This is a genomic window from Pseudomonas sp. DWRC2-2, from assembly GCF_049897885.1.
In the GTDB taxonomy this organism is placed as follows: Bacteria; Pseudomonadota; Gammaproteobacteria; order Pseudomonadales; family Pseudomonadaceae; genus Aquipseudomonas; species Aquipseudomonas azotoformans_A.
Map to the genome: position 1 here is coordinate 113,549 of NZ_JAFCXD010000003.1, position 15,353 is coordinate 128,901.

The following is a 15,353-nucleotide window of genomic DNA, read 5'->3' on the forward strand; positions in this document are numbered from 1 at the left end:
ATTACTCCAAAACCGCGCTCAGCGATAAACCGGGAAATCAGCGCACAGGGCAGACACGTGCTTGGCCACGTTGGCCTCGACATCGGCGTCGCCGAGGTTGTCGAGGATGTCGCAGATCCAGCCGGCCAGTTCGATGCACTGCGGCACTTTGAAACCACGCGTGGTCACCGCCGGGGTGCCGATGCGCAGGCCCGAGGTCACGAAGGGCGACTGCGGGTCATTCGGCACGGCGTTCTTGTTGACGGTAATGTGGGCGCGACCCAGGGCAGCATCCGCCTCTTTGCCGGTGAGGCCCTGACGGATCAGGCTGACCAGGAACAGGTGGTTATCGGTACCGCCGGACACGACATCGTAGCCGCGCTTGATAAACACCTCGGCCATGGCCTGGGCGTTGTCGATCACTTGTTGCTGATAGGCCTTGAAGCCTGGCTCCAGCGCTTCCTTGAAGCACACAGCCTTGCCGGCGATGACGTGCATCAGCGGGCCGCCCTGGGCGCCAGGGAATACGGCGGCGTTGAGTTTCTTTTCAATCTCTTCGTTGGACTTGGCCAGGATCAGACCGCCCCGTGGACCACGCAGGGTCTTGTGGGTGGTGGTGGTGACCACGTCGGCGTACGGCAGCGGGTTCGGGTACAGGCCAGCGGCTACCAGGCCAGCGACGTGGGCCATGTCGACGAACAGCAGCGCACCCACTTTGTCGGCGATCTGACGGAAACGCGGGAAATCCAGAGTCTTGGAGTAGGCGGAAAAACCAGCCACGACCATTTTCGGCTTGTGCTCCACGGCCAAGCGCTCGACTTCGTCGTAGTCGATCAGGCCGGTGTCAGTGTTGATGCCGTATTGCACCGCGTTGTACAGCTTGCCCGAGGAAGACACTTTGGCGCCGTGGGTCAAGTGACCGCCGTGGGCCAGGCTCATGCCCAGGATAGTGTCGCCGGCTTGCAGCAGGGCCAGGTACACGGCGCTGTTGGCGGACGAACCGGAGTGCGGCTGCACGTTGGCGTAATCGGCACCGAACAGTTGCTTGGCGCGCTCGATGGCCAGGGCCTCGACTTTATCCACGTGCTCGCAGCCACCGTAGTAGCGCTTGCCTGGGTAGCCTTCGGCGTATTTATTGGTGAGACCGCTGCCTTGGGCTTCCATCACGCGTTTGCTGGTGTAGTTCTCTGACGCGATCAGCTCGATATGATCTTCCTGGCGCTGCTCCTCGGCATTCATGGCCGCCAGCAGTGCGTCGTCATATCCCTGGATCTGGTCTTGTTTGCTGAACATCGCGTCTCTCCCAGCCTTTCGTATTGTTGAGGCCCGTGCAGGGCCCTTTGATGCGATGGTAGGGCTGGCGTCAGCAGGTCAAATGCCTACGCACGCCACGCAAAGGTGCGTTTACGACATGGAATGAATTCAGCGACTCAGGCAAGGCTGTGGCGCAAAGCCAGCAGTAGCAGGAAATGCGCGGGATAGAGGGCATACGCCCAGCGGCGCATGGCCGGTGGCGAGGCGTTTTGAGCGTGTCGCAAGAGGACCAGGCCAAGCATTGGCGCAATCAGGCAAGCGGCCAATCCGACCAACGCTACGGGGGTGCCGCTATTGAGCAGAACCTGCCATTGATTGGCCGCCACACAGATCAAGCCCGGCAATACGCTGAAATACCAGGGGCGACGGAATACCAGCAGCGTCGCCAGTGGCAGTAATACGCCGAAAAAACCGAACATCAGCTGCGCGGAAAACACCGCCGCGATCATGAGGGCAATCAACGCCAATCCTCGATCAAAAAGCGCCTTCTGCTGCCATCCTCGGGCAACCAGCAGGCCCAGCGCCAAGGTCGGCAACACGTTCAACGTATCGGCGTCCTCGATAAACAGTCGGTACGGCACTTCGCTGATCACGCTGAACAGTAACAGCCAGCCCAGGTAGCGCCATTGGCCGGTCACGGGCGCACTCCTGACCCGGTGCAGGTTCGCCGCAATCGCCAGGCAAAACCACGGAAACGCCAGGCGCCCCGGCACGTACAGGCCGTCCAGGCTCAAACCGACATAGCGAAGGTGATCGAGCACCATGCTCAACAGCGCCAGCCACTTGAGCAGATCCAAAGCGCCATCACGGACACGTCCGACAGGCAGGGTTCCAGTACCGTGCATAATTCCCCAGTGACTTTGCATTTACAGTGCGTGCGCACTCGCGACAATCTTGGTTACAGTGCGCACCAACATCGACCACAGGAATGGGCCATGACCGACAAGAGCCAACAATTCGCCAGTGACAACTATTCGGGCATCTGCCCGGAAGCCTGGGCCGCCATGGAACAAGCCAACCAAGGCCATCAGCGCGCCTACGGCGATGATGAATGGACCCACCGCGCCGCCGACGGTTTCCGCAACCTGTTCGAAACCGACTGCGAAGTGTTCTTCGCCTTCAACGGCACCGCCGCCAACTCCCTGGCGCTGTCCTCGTTGTGCCAGAGCTACCATAGCGTGATTTGCTCGGAAACCGCCCACGTCGAAACCGACGAATGCGGCGCGCCGGAGTTTTTCTCCAACGGTTCCAAGCTGCTCACCGCTCGCACCGAAAACGGCAAGCTGACCCCGGAGTCGATCCGCGAGATCGCCCTCAAGCGCCAGGACATCCACTACCCCAAGCCGCGCGTGGTCACCCTGACCCAGGCCACCGAAGTCGGCAGCGTGTACACCCCGGATGAAATCCGCGCCATCAGCGTGACTTGCAAAGAGTTGGGGCTGAACCTGCACATGGACGGCGCGCGCTTCTCCAACGCCTGCGCATTCCTCGGCTGCTCACCGGCGGACCTGACCTGGAAAGCCGGGGTGGACGTGCTGTGCTTTGGCGGCACCAAGAACGGCATGGCCGTGGGCGAAGCGATCCTGTTCTTCAACCACAAGCTGGCTGAAGACTTTGACTACCGCTGCAAGCAAGCCGGCCAGCTGGCGTCGAAAATGCGCTTCCTGTCAGCCCCCTGGGTAGGCCTGCTGGAAAACGACGCCTGGCTCAAACACGCCCGTCACGCCAACCACTGCGCACAACTGCTGAGCAGCCTGGTGGCGGATATTCCCGGGGTGGAGTTGATGTTCCCGGTGCAGGCCAACGGCGTGTTCCTGCAACTCTCGGAACCGGCGATTGCCGCGTTGACCGCCAAGGGCTGGCGTTTCTACACCTTTATCGGCAAAGGTGGCGCACGCTTCATGTGTGCGTGGGATACCGAGGAAGAACGTGTAAGAGAATTGGCGGCGGATATTCGGAAAGTGATGGAGGCCTGAAACCACGGGGCTTTCAGCGCTTTTTCAGAGACTGTTTGTACGTATTTCTGACAGTATCTATCTACCCCCTGCCTTGGATAGGATCTCGTCACCCCGAACAAACGGACGCGTCACTTCGGGGCTGACTGCCTGCCGAATAGTCGGCTGGAAAAGGAAATCCTATCGAGGGCAACATCATGGAAATTCAATGCTACACCACTGATTCGCAACTGCGCGCCGACGTCAACGCCACGCTCGTCGGCCTGGACGATCTGAGGAAGCTGGCGAATGTCGGCGACACCATCATCGAACCCTCCAGAACCTTTACCGTTTCTGGAAAAGAGTTTGAAATGACAGCGTCCGGCGGTTACCTCATCAACCTTTTCGTCCGCTAACCACCAAGGCCCGCGCCGCAGACTCATGACCTGCGACGCGGGACTGATCCACTTTATTATTCACAACGCCTTGGGTTGCAGCCGAGACCACTCGTCGATGGGACCGGGATTACCCAGAAATGTCCCCCCTCCAAAAATCGACGCCAGTTTGTGTACGGCGTTCAATGCAGTGGTTACCCCGCCCTCAGCCCAGCCTCCCGTCCAAGACACGTCATCGCCCGCAAGGATGAACCTGTCGAGATTTGGGGTCGACACGCCATTCATGAACAGAGAAAACAGCAAGCGCTGGTACTCGTACTGTCCCGGCAGATTCATTTTGAACGCGCACAGGAAAAACGGCTGCTCCTCCCAATTGATTTCGACAAAGGGGTTGGTCATGCCGAACTCAGCCGCCAGATTCAACTGATGAGGCGCATACACGCTGTCCAGCAAGCTCGTGCACACCTGCACATGGGACGGCAGCGGCGCACTGCGATCCCCCAGGAACTTGAGGCTGTCGTCATTCCAGGTGTAAGACAAAAACATACCGCTCCCCCTGTATGGCCCGGGGCTTTGGCTGTAGTCCAGCAGGTAGGTACCACGGGTGATGCGATCCGACAGGGTCACGCTCATCTTGTGTTGGAAATCTGCTTCCACATCGGTCCAGAAAGGCCGTTTCGTCTGCGCGAAGATTTTTGCGGATTGCATGTAGTGGGTGTACATCACCGCTTCCCATTCCTTTGCGGATAACAGGTCGTTCATTTGATTGAAGCGGGCGGCACCATCCATGTAGCGGAATTTGTCGAGGATCCGCTTGTGAGGGGTGTAGACCACGGCAGGAAAGATGTACTGAAGGGTGTTTCCCTGATTATGGTCATATATCCATACATCGAACTCGCCATCCGGGCGACGTATGATCTGCCGCACCTCCTGCTTGAAAGGCAGGGCAATAACTTGGGTCGTCAGGTCTCGGACAGTGGTGCCCGCAGGCCAGTGCGCCATGGCGTCACCGAAGGTATCCGGGGCGCGGCTCCATAACCGCGCTGGCAACTCGCTGGAACCGTCGAACATCAACTTATGGTTGGTATCCAGCCCGGTATACAGCACTCGCAACACCTCCAGGAAGCAATTGGGATAGTCGGTGTTCCAACCGCCGGTGCCGAACCCGATCTGTCCGAACAGATCAATGTCTTCGCGGCTCCAACCCGCCTGCTCGACCATCGCGGCAAAAAAACTGAGGTTGTCCCAACCCGCATCCAGAATGGCATTCCACAACGTCTTGATCTTGGCCTGATCAATACTGCCCTCGGACATTGCCGCTTCCATTTCGGTGAACTTGATCGGGTCCTGCTCAAGGAACACCTCGAACAACAGCCGCTCAATCTCAGCGTATTCCGGCGGCAGGTTATTGCCTTCGTAATAGGTCTGGGTTTGCTGGTAGTCGACCACCGTACTGGGGGTCGCCGCCGAGCCTGGGTTAGGGAAATCCGCCGAGTTGGCCGTCATGCCGACCTTCTCGAAATAGTGCATCAACGCCTTGCCGGAAATAGGAAAGCGCATCGCCCCCATTTCACAGATCACACTGTTAGCGGGATCCAGCGGATTACCCGCCACATAGGAATACAGCCGCCCGCCGATACGATCACTGGCCTCCACCACCACTGGGTGCAACCCCATGCGCATGGCTTCATAGGCCGCCACCATTCCCGCGACGCCTGCGCCGACGATCAACACCTTGCTGCCATACGCCAGGCTGGGAACCTGCGCCAACGGCGTGCCGTTACTGACGGCGGTATCAAGGAACCGGCGGTAATGAAAAGGAAAGTCAGGAACCAATGCAGTGACATCGTTGGCAAGCAAGCGCGCAGCGCCTTTACTGCGGGAGGGAATAGCAGACATGGCAATCATCCTTGGAATGTAAACAGAACGTCCACCTACTGCTTCACTGCGAAGGGCGACTACGACGAATGTGTTCATCAGCGTAGTCACTCGTAGGAAATGTCTCTATATCCCTTGGAAATAAAAAGTGCATCAGTAAGGCAAACCTTATTCCAGAGGGTTTTGCGCACTCAGTTCAGAGATTCATAAAGTGATTATTTGAGAATGCCGATTCAATTGTTTTTTTGCTTACAAGACTCTGCACAGCTCACTCAATAAAAAACAGACCGTGATACCTATGAACATGCCCTCTGACCGATCGGCTGCTCCCCCTTCCAGCACGCTGAAAATCGAAACCCGCTCCATCGACTACGTGCCGCGCAATGAACGCCACGGCAAGGTCTGGCATCAGGCGCCGTTCTGGTTCACCGGCAACTTCGTGCTCACCACCATGGTCACCGGGTTTACCGGCGCCGCCTTGGGGCTAAGCCTGGTGTACGCGATCCTGGCGATTGTGATCGGCGTATGCCTGGGCACGTTTGCCATGGCGTTCCACGCCAACCAGGGGCCGCGCATGGGCTTGCCGCAGATGATCCAGTCGCGCGCCCAGTTCGGCCTGCGTGGCGCCATCGTGCCGTTTATCGCGGTGGTTTTCGTGTACATCGGCTTCAACGTGTTCAACGTGATCCTGGCCACCGACGCCATCAATACCGTGCTGCCCGGCAGCCGCGCGCCCTGGTATGCGTTGATGATCATCCTCGCCGTGATCATTGCCGTGATCGGCCACGACCTCCTGCACACCGTGCAACGCTGGTTGACCTACGTGATGATCAGCGTGTTCGCGGTCCTGACCGTTGCGGCCTTGCTGCACCTGCAAGCCGATTCAGCTGTGACCGACGCGCATTTTTCCTGGTCGGCTTTCCTGATCCAATTGTCAGCCGCTGCGGGCTATCAGATCAGCTACGCCGTGTATGTCTCGGACTACTCGCGCTACCTGCCCCACAACACGCCGTCGCGCAGTGTCATCCTCTGGACCTACCTGGGGGCTGCCGGCTCGGCGCTGTGGTTGATGTCGTTGGGGGCATTCCTCGCCTCGGCGCTGCCCTCGCCCGATGCCATCGGCAGTGTGCAGGCCGTGGGTAACCAACTGTTGCCCGGGTTTGGCACCTTTACCGTACTGATTGCAGTGCCGGCGCTGGTCGGCATCATGGCCGTCAACTGTTATGGCGCGATGCTCACCGGGATCAGCGCCATTGACGGTTTTGTCCCGATCAAACCCCGGATCAAGAGCCGCATCGTCGGGATCAGCCTGGTGGCCGCCGTCATTTTCGTGATCGCCTTGAGCATTCCTGAGAGCTACCTGAGCAGCTTCAACACCTTCGTGCTCTTGATGCTGTATTTCCTGGTGCCCTGGACGGCCGTCAACCTCGCGGACTTCTACGTCGTGCGACAAGGACGCTACGCCATCAGCGATATTTTCAATCCTGCCGGCATCTATGGCCGCTGGTCGAGTGCTGGGTTGGTTGCGTATTTCCTCGGCCTGGCGGCAATGATTCCGTTTATGTCGCTGGGTTTTTATCAAGGCCCGATCAGTGTGATGCTGGACGGCGCCGACATTGCGTTTGTCGTCGGCTTGCTGGTCTCAGCAGTGATTTACTGCGTGATGAGCCGCCAACTCGATCACGCCGCCGAGTCGCGGGCCATGCAAGCCAGTGAGCGCGTGCTGGAAGGAGACCTGTCGTGACACAGCTGCGCGTCGTTTGCCATCAACTGGCGCCGCGTATCGGCGATGCCGAGTACAACCGGGCGCTGACCGAGCGCGCGATTCGCGGAGCGGCCAGCCTCAAGGCCCAACTGATTGTCCTGCCGGAACTGATCCAGAGTGGCTACGCGTTCACCGACCGCGAGGAAGCCCACACGGCCTCAGAAACACTCGAAGGCCCGACATTGAGCCTGTGGAAAGGCCTGGCGCGTGAACTTGGGATCATCGTCGTTGCAGGGTTTTGCGAGCGCTTGAGCGAGGGACGTGTCGCCAACAGTGCGGCGATGATCGAACCCACCGGACGGTTGACGGTGTATCGCAAGGCCCACCTGTGGGACCGCGAGAAACTGATCTTCACCCCCGGTGATGCGCCCCCGCCGGTGGTCGACACCGCCATTGGGCGAATCGGCATGATGATCTGCTACGACCTGGAACTGCCCGAATGGGTGCGCCTGCCGGCACTGGCACAAGCGGAGCTGCTTTGCGTCCCGGTGAACTGGCCGGACGGTCCGCGCCCTGTGGGTGAGCGGCCGGCTGAGATCGTAAGGATCCAGGCCAACGCGGCGGTCAATCGCCTGTTTATTGCGGCGTGCGACCGCCATGGCGAAGAACGCGGCGTCAATTGGGTGGGCGGCTCGGTCATTGTCGATGCGGATGGCTACCCGCTGGCCGGGGCAGCCTCACATCACGAGGAACAGCAACTGGTAGCGGACCTGCCCCTGGAACAGGCCCGGAACAAGTCAATCAGCACCCACAACCACGTGCATCAGGATCGCCGGCCAGAACTGTATTGAGCGTCAGAATTCGATGCGCACATCACCCTTCGGCACACTGCAGCACGACAGGATGTAGCCTTCGGCTTCATCTTCTTCAGTGATGCCGCCGTTGTGCTCCATCTCCACCTCGCCGCCTAGCTTCATCACCTTGCAGGTGCCGCAGATGCCCATGCCGCAGGCTTTCGGGATCAACAGGCCAAGCTTGGCGGCCGCGGCATGCACAGTTTCCCCAGGGGCGACGCGAATGCTTTTGCCCGACGCAATAAACTCCACCTGGTGCAGATCCGCCAGGTCGATTTCCGGCGCGTCGGCCGCCTGCTCGGCTTGCTCCACTGCATCCGCACGAGCTTCCGGCGGCGTGGCGCCGAAGGATTCCTCGTGATAACGCGTCATGTCGAAACCGGCCACTTCCAGCAGGCGCTTCACCGCGTTCATGTACGGCGTCGGGCCGCAGCAGAACACTTCGCGCTCCAGGAAGTCCGGCACCATCAGTTCAAGCATCTTGTGGTTCAGGTAACCGCGATACCCCGCCCAAGGCTCGCCCAAGCCGTGTTTCTCGCAGATCAGGTGCAGGCTGAAGTTGTCGATCCGCGACGCCATGTGCTCCAGCTCGCGGTGGTAGATGATGTCCTTGGGCGAACGGGCGCTGTGGATAAACGTCATGTCGACGTTGGCGTTGGTGTCGTAGAACCAGCGGGCCATGGACATGACTGGCGTGATGCCCACGCCGCCGCTGAGGTACAGCACTTTCGGGCTCGGGAAGTCGATGGCGTTGAACAAGCCCACCGGCCCGTGGACCGCCAACTCTTGCCCTTCATGAAGGGTGTCGTGCAGCCAGTTGGACACCTTGCCGCCCGGCACACGCTTGATGGTCACCGAGAAGCTGTAAGGCACCGACGGTGAGCTGGAAATGGTGTAGGAGCGCATGATCGGCTGGCCTTCGATTTCCAGCTCCAGGGTGACGAATTGCCCCGGTTTGAAAAAGAACAGGATCGGCTGGTCGGCCATGAAACAGAAGGTGCGCACGTCCCAGGTTTCCTGGATGACTTTGACGCAACGGACAATGTGCCGACCATTGGCCCAGGTCTGGGTGGTTACCGGATTCAGGAAATTATTGGACATGTTGTTCTCCACCGCCGACATCGGCCTTATGGTGGCGATTCTGCGTAACGCCAGAACCACCCATTTACCTATCTGCGACATTCACATACTTATCGCGACCAGCCCCCAACGACCTAGGGTTGCGCGTCGGGAACAGATTGGGCCATGTCGCCCATGGATAAGGTTCGGCGCATCGGCGGCCCCACACTCGCTCCCAACACAGACGCTTTCTTTACGCCTTGCTGCAAACCTGATTAGCCACTTATCTCGGCCACACAGAATGGCCATGAGGACACACACGATGGACGTCACCGCAACCTTAAGCTTGGGCGATCCGCTGGAACCCGCACGCAAGGCCACCGCGCAAATGCTGCAAGAGCGCGAGCGCACTTTCTCGCTGCCGCAGCCGTTCTACTCTGATGAGCGGCTGTTTGATATCGACATGCAGGAGATCTTCCAGAAAGAGTGGTTGATCGCCGGCATGACCTGCGAAATCCCCGCCAAGGGCAACTACCTGACCCTGCAAATCGGCAAAAACCCGATCATCGTGATCCGGGGCGCCGAAGGCGTGGTTCACGCGTTCCACAACGTGTGCCGTCACCGTGGCTCGCGCTTGTGCACCAGCGACAAGGGCAAGGTCGCCAAACTGGTCTGCCATTACCACCAGTGGACCTACGAACTGGATGGCCGCCTGCTGTTCGCCGGCACCGAGATGGGCGCCGACTTCGACATGAAGCAGTACGGCCTCAAGCCGGTCAACGTGAAGACGGCCGGTGGCTACATCTTCATCAGCCTGGCCGAGAACCCGCCGGCCATCGATGACTTCCTGTCGACGCTGAACCATTACATGGAACCCTACGACATGGAGAACACCAAGGTGGCGATTACCACCACCTTGATGGAGAAAGCCAACTGGAAGCTGGTGCTGGAAAACAACCGCGAGTGCTACCACTGCAACGCGTCGCACCCGGAACTACTGAAAACCCTGCTGGAGTGGGACGACGTCACCGACCCGCGCGCCGACCAGGCGTTCAAGGACCACGTGGCCGCCTCCGCCGCCGCCTGGGATGCCGAGAAAATCCCGTACGCTCACGCCAGTTTCGGCCTGCGCAACCGTATCGTGCGCATGCCGCTGCTCAAGGGCACCGTGTCGATGACCCTCGACGGCAAGCAAGGCTGCGCCAAGCTCATGGGCCGCATCAAAAACCCGGACCTAGGTTCGATGCGCATCCTGCACCTGCCGCACTCCTGGAACCACTGCATGGGCGATCACATCATTGTGTTCACCGTGTGGCCAATCAGCGCCCAGGAAACCATGGTCACCACCAAATGGCTGGTGCACAAGGACGCCGTGGAAGGCGTGGACTACGACGTGGAGCGCATGCGCCAGGTGTGGGACGCCACCAACGACCAGGACCGTCGCCTGGCCGAAGAGAACCAGCGCGGCATCAACTCCACCGCCTACCAGCCTGGCCCGTACTCCAAGACTTATGAGTTCGGCGTGGTGAACTTCGTGGACTGGTACAGCGAGCGCCTGTTGAGCAACCTGGGGGCCGCTCCAGCGCCGTACCTCAAGGGCGTTGCGGTTCACGAATAACCTGTTGATCTTCGGGGGGCTGGGCTGTACAAAAAACACCCAACCCCCTGATAACCCTTGATTCCCCTGCCCTCCAGCCTTTCCCCAACAACTTATCCACAAAGCCACCCACAGCAATTGTGGGCAACTACGCTTGCCTCCTGAAATTAAGTGAAGAAAATCCGTGACTTATTCAAGCCAGTCGGTTTGGCTCGGCTTTGTTCATTTATTGACCAATCGATCATAAGCCACGGTTTACATGGGCTGTAGCGGTACGCGAACACCTTATCCACAGAAGCACCAACAGACTTTGGGGGCAACTTGGAAAGTGCTGTGGAAAACCACCTCAACCCTTCACAAATCGGGGTTTACAGGGTTTTTAGCCGGTAAAAAAACCAAATCGATCACATTTTGATCAATCCGGTGAAAGCCTTGATTAATAAGGGCTTCAGCCGACAGCGAACATGTTATCCACAGAAGCGCCAACAGACTATGGGGGCAAGTCGGGCCGGAGAAATGCACAGGAGCAGCGAAAAACCCAAGTAAAAACCGCAAGTTAGCTTGGTTGTTTTTCGTACAGAGGGCTGGAGGGCTTGATTCACAGGGGGTGTGGACAACCGCGAACAGGTTATCCACAGACGGGTCAACAGGGATTGTGGGTAAGCCACATTCCCTGTTCAGGATCAGCGAACCACACCTTCCTCAACCAGCAGCTTAAGGATGGCTTCGGCGCCCGCTTCCGGGCTCAGGCCTTTGAGCACTTGCCCGCCACCACCACTGGCCTTGGCCGTGGCGGCTTTCATGCGGTCGGCACCGCTCTTGGCCTTGATCACCTTGAGGCGCTTGGGGCGTGGCTTGGCCGGTTGCAGCACGGCGCCCGTGAATAACTCGTCCTGTACGATTTCGACTTCATGGGCCGCCAGCTCACCGCGCTGCGCCGGGCCGTAAGCACTCTGCCGAGGCTTGGGCGCGGCGTTATCCACTGTCGCCAGAAACGGCAGGCGCACCTTCAGGCGTCGGCGCTGGCCGCGTGGCAAGGCTTGCAGTACATGGGCCACACCGCCGTCGATGGACTCGACCTGCGCCAACCCGACAATCAGCGGCCAGCCCAATTGCTCGGCCAGCAGGTACGGCAACATGCCTGAGCCTTCACCGGTTTCGGCTTGGCTGCCGGCAAGCACCACCTGGGCACCGGCGTCGCGCAGGTATTCGCTGAGCACGGGCAAGGCATCGCTGCCCGCCGGTTGCTCCAGCACATGCAACTGCGGCAACCCCATGCCCAGGTAGCTGCGCAGGGTCGGCTCGGCAATGTTGCCGGCATGCAGCACCTGCAACTTATCCCCAGCCATTTGCAGGCCCAATTCCACTGCGCGCGCATCTTGCTCGGCGCGGCGCGGGCGACCGGAGGTCGGGTGGGCGCCGATGGATACCAGGCTGATAACATTCGTATTCATGCTCATATCCTCAAGCCGCATCGCGCTTGGCGCCGTTGCGGTAGGCCTCTACCGCCGCGATCAAGGCGTGCAGAATCGCGGCGCTTTCGCCAATGACCGAGAGATCGGCCCGCTTGATCATGTCGCAACCAGGATCGAGGTTGATCGCCACCACCTTGTCGCAGGCACCGATGCCTTGCAGGTGCTGGATCGCCCCGGAAATACCCACGGCCACGTAGACCCGCGCCGTGACCCAGGTGCCGCTGGCGCCGACCTGGCGATCACGCGCCATGAAGCCATCGTCCACCGCCACCCGCGAGGCGCCTTCGGTGGCGCCCAGGGCCGCAGCGGTCTGGTGGAACAGAGCCCAGTCCTTCACGCCGTTGCCGCCAGAGAAAATGAATTCCGCTTCGGCCATGGGAATCGACGCCGGATCCACCGCCACTGCACCGAGGTCTTCGATGCGCGGCAGGCTGCGTGCCAGGGCTGTGGATAACTCCACAGGGAGCACTTCATGCCGTGTCTCACTGACAGGATCGGCGCATTCAGCGGCGGCCAGAATCAGGCGTGGCTGCGGGCGAGCCAAGTCTTCCTGGCCCGCACCGGCGCGGCCGATGCACTCGTCACCCTTGATCTGCCAGACTCGCGTGGCCGGGCGTTCCTTGAGGCTGGCGGCAAAACGTCGGCCCAGTTCGCCACCACCGCTGCGGCTGTCAGGCAGCAACCAGTGACGCGGATTGAACTGGCTATCCACAGCGCGCAAACCTTGCACCCGTTGTTCCGGTGAATAACCGTCGAATTCGTGCCCTTCCAGCACCAGCAGGCGATCGACGCCTGCGGTAGCAAATGCTCCTTCCTTGTGTTCGCCAAACACCACCGCCAGCACCGCACCGTCGCTGCCCGCCAGTTGTCGGGCCAGGCCGAGCAAGTCACGGTCGTGGCTGCTCAAGCGGCCACCGACCATGTCCGGCACCACGTTGATGTAGAACGCAGGCGCCGCCACCTGATGCAGCGGCAACTGCACTTCCACTGCCGCTGTACGCTTGGCCGCGCCGCCCTGCTGGGCGCCGCTGCGGTCGATACGCTTGATGCCGTTGGGGCCGATGAAGCCAACACCATGGACGTTCCTGCGGATGACGCCATTGGGGCCCATCCAACTGTGTTGCACCGGTTGCATAGCCGCATGCAGCGGGTGCAGACGGTTGCGGGCGATCCACTCGGCGCGTGGATCGCGGCGGATAATGTCGCTCATCAGTGCACCTCCGCAGGTTCACGCTTGATAGGGGTTTTGGCCGGTGCGGCGTCTTCCAGCAAGGCGTCGGCCACCAGTTCGGCGATGTCCTTGATCAGCGGACGTGGCTCAACCACACCCTCAAGCATCGCCGTGCACTGCGGACAACCCACGGCCACTAGCTCGGCGCCGGTTTCGCGGATGTCTTCCATGCGCATATCCGGAATACGTTGCTTGCCGGGAATGTCGGTAATCGGCGCACCGCCCCCGCCCCCGCAGCAGCGTGAACGGAAGCCCGAGCGTTGCATCTCCTTGACCTCGATCCCCAGCGCGCGCAGCACTTGGCGCGGCGCCTCGTATTCGCCGTTGTAGCGGCCCAGGTAACAAGGGTCGTGGTAGGTCACGCTGTTGCCCTTGTGCTGGCCCAGGTTCAGCGCGCCCTCGCCGATCAGCTCGGCCATGAAGGTGCTGTGATGTTGTACCCGATAGTTGCCGTTGAAGGCGCCATACTCGTTTTTTAGCACATGGAAGCTGTGCGGATCGCAGGTGACAATGCGCTTGAAGCTGTATTTAGCCAGGGTCTGGATATTGCGCGAAGCCAGCAACTGGAAGGTCGCTTCATCGCCCAGACGACGGGCCACGTCGCCGCTGTCACGCTCTTCCAGGCCCAACACGGCGAAGTCGACGTTGGCGGCTTTGAGCACTTTGACGAAGGCGCGCAAGGTACGCTGGTTACGCATGTCGAAGGCACCATCGCCGACCCAGAACAGCACGTCGACACTGCCTTTTTCGCTGAGCAGCGGCAGGTTCAGGTCGGCCGCCCAGTTCAGGCGACCACCCGGTGCGAAACCGCCGGGGTTGTCGGTGGCGATCAGGTTTTCCAGGACTTCCGCGCCTTTGTTCGGCGTGGCGCCTTTTTCCAGGGTGAGGTGACGGCGCATGTCGACGATGGCGTCCACGTGCTCAATCATCATCGGGCACTCTTCCACACAGGCGCGGCAGGTGGTGCAGGACCACAGGGTCTCGGCGTCCACCAGGCCGTTGACGATCGGCTGATGCGGGTTGCCGCTGTGTTCGCCGATGGCTTTGCCCGGATACGGGCTGCCGGCGAACTTGGCATCGGTGCCACCGGCCAGGCCGACCACCATGTCCTGGATCAACTTTTTCGGGTTCAGCGGCTGGCCGGCGGCGAAGGCCGGGCATGCGGCTTCGCACTTGCCGCACTGTACGCAGGCGTCGAAGCCCAGCAGTTGGTTCCAGGTGAAATCCTTGGGTTTCTCCACGCCCAGCGGCGCGGATTTATCGCTGAGGTCCAGTGGTTTCAAACCGGTGGAACGGCCGCCGCCGAAGCGCTCGGCGCGACGGTGCCAGGCCAGGTGCAAGGCACCGGCGAAGGCGTGTTTCATCGGGCCGCCCCAGGTCATGCCGAAGAACATCTCGGATACGCCCCACAACACTCCCACCCCGAGCAACGCGGCAAGCAACCAGCCGCCGAAATCCGCTGGCAGAATCCCGGCCACCGGCAGGGTCACCAGGAAGAAACTGACCGAGAACGCCATCAGGCTTTTCGGCAGGCGCATCCAGGGGCCTTTCGAAAGACGTGCAGGCGGATTGCGGCGGCGCAGGTAAACGAAGGTGGCGCCGACAAACATCAGCACCGAGGCCAGCAGCAAGGCGTAACCAAAGATGCGATTCTGCAGGCCGAAGCCGTGGACCAGAATGGCGAGCAACGCCGACAGCACAAAACCCAGCGCGGTGGCGACGTGGGTGTTGGCGATGTATTTGTCGCGGGCGACCACGTGGTGCAGGTCGACCATGTAGCGTTTGGGCATGGCGAGCAGGCCGCCCAAAAGGTCAACCTTGGACGCGCGGCCACGGCGCCACATGTTCACCCGGCGCAGGGCGCCGAGGACGGCAAGGCCCAGGGCGGCGAACAGCAGGATAGGCAGCAAGGTGTTCAACATGGTGAAGCTC

12 protein-coding genes are annotated in these 15,353 nt (G+C 60.4%); 5 read left to right on the forward strand and 7 right to left on the reverse strand.

The window, feature by feature from the left end:
- Positions 1–18: 18 nt before the first annotated feature.
- The gene (gene glyA, locus ACP7EW_RS15795; protein WP_016977805.1) at positions 19–1,272 is read right to left on the reverse strand and encodes a serine hydroxymethyltransferase; all 1,254 of its coding nucleotides are present in this window, start codon (positions 1,270–1,272) and stop codon (positions 19–21) included.
- A 137-nt stretch (positions 1,273–1,409) separates the two neighbouring features.
- A complete protein-coding gene (locus ACP7EW_RS15800; RefSeq protein WP_426218242.1) occupies positions 1,410–2,138 on the reverse strand; it encodes a TraX family protein in 729 nt (242 codons plus the stop codon).
- Positions 2,139–2,228: 90 nt separating this feature from the next.
- Here ACP7EW_RS15800 and ACP7EW_RS15805 point away from each other — a divergent pair, with 90 nt between their 5' ends.
- Both ACP7EW_RS15805 and ACP7EW_RS15810 read left to right on the forward strand, forming a co-directional pair.
- Positions 2,229–3,269 (forward strand): threonine aldolase family protein, encoded by a 1,041-nt coding sequence (locus ACP7EW_RS15805; RefSeq protein ID WP_028618222.1) that lies wholly within the window; start codon positions 2,229–2,231, stop codon positions 3,267–3,269.
- 176 nt (positions 3,270–3,445) lie between these two features.
- The gene (locus tag ACP7EW_RS15810) at positions 3,446–3,643 is read left to right on the forward strand and encodes a hypothetical protein (protein ID WP_426218244.1); all 198 of its coding nucleotides are present in this window, start codon (positions 3,446–3,448) and stop codon (positions 3,641–3,643) included.
- 60 nt (positions 3,644–3,703) lie between these two features.
- Here the strand turns inward: ACP7EW_RS15810 and ACP7EW_RS15815 are convergent, their stop codons facing one another.
- Positions 3,704–5,521 (reverse strand): FAD-dependent oxidoreductase, encoded by a 1,818-nt coding sequence (locus tag ACP7EW_RS15815; protein ID WP_426218847.1) that lies wholly within the window; start codon positions 5,519–5,521, stop codon positions 3,704–3,706.
- Positions 5,522–5,804: 283 nt separating this feature from the next.
- Here ACP7EW_RS15815 and ACP7EW_RS15820 point away from each other — a divergent pair, with 283 nt between their 5' ends.
- Complete coding sequence (locus ACP7EW_RS15820; RefSeq protein ID WP_426218849.1) at positions 5,805–7,244, forward strand: purine-cytosine permease family protein; 1,440 nt, start codon at positions 5,805–5,807, stop codon at positions 7,242–7,244.
- Positions 7,241–8,056 carry a nitrilase family protein gene (locus tag ACP7EW_RS15825; RefSeq protein ID WP_426218246.1) on the forward strand — a complete coding sequence of 272 codons (816 nt, stop codon included), beginning with the start codon at positions 7,241–7,243 and terminating at the stop codon, positions 8,054–8,056. The genes ACP7EW_RS15820 and ACP7EW_RS15825 overlap by 4 nt, the downstream gene beginning before the upstream one ends.
- A 3-nt stretch (positions 8,057–8,059) precedes the next feature.
- Here ACP7EW_RS15825 and gbcB read toward each other — a convergent pair whose 3' ends face one another.
- Complete coding sequence (gbcB, locus tag ACP7EW_RS15830) at positions 8,060–9,160, reverse strand: glycine-betaine demethylase subunit GbcB (protein ID WP_033898152.1); 1,101 nt, start codon at positions 9,158–9,160, stop codon at positions 8,060–8,062.
- Between the two features lie 280 nt (positions 9,161–9,440).
- On the opposite strand from gbcB, the gene gbcA reads away from it, so the two are divergent.
- Positions 9,441–10,736, forward strand: coding sequence for a glycine-betaine demethylase subunit GbcA (gbcA, locus tag ACP7EW_RS15835; RefSeq protein WP_038848868.1), 1,296 nt, complete (start codon positions 9,441–9,443; stop codon positions 10,734–10,736).
- A 662-nt stretch (positions 10,737–11,398) separates the two neighbouring features.
- Here gbcA and ACP7EW_RS15840 read toward each other — a convergent pair.
- Genes ACP7EW_RS15840 through dgcB form a run of 3 tightly spaced genes read right to left on the reverse strand, consistent with a single transcriptional unit; the run spans position 11,399 to position 15,343 of the window.
- Entirely contained in the window at positions 11,399–12,169 is a 771-nt protein-coding gene (locus tag ACP7EW_RS15840; protein WP_426218249.1) for an electron transfer flavoprotein subunit beta, read from the reverse strand.
- A 10-nt stretch (positions 12,170–12,179) separates the two neighbouring features.
- On the reverse strand, positions 12,180–13,400 hold the full coding sequence (locus tag ACP7EW_RS15845; RefSeq protein WP_426218251.1) for an electron transfer flavoprotein subunit alpha/FixB family protein: 1,221 nt from the start codon (positions 13,398–13,400) through the stop codon (positions 12,180–12,182).
- Positions 13,400–15,343 (reverse strand): dimethylglycine demethylation protein DgcB, encoded by a 1,944-nt coding sequence (gene dgcB, locus ACP7EW_RS15850; protein ID WP_426218253.1) that lies wholly within the window; start codon positions 15,341–15,343, stop codon positions 13,400–13,402. The genes ACP7EW_RS15845 and dgcB overlap by 1 nt, the downstream gene beginning before the upstream one ends.
- Positions 15,344–15,353 lie beyond the last annotated feature (10 nt).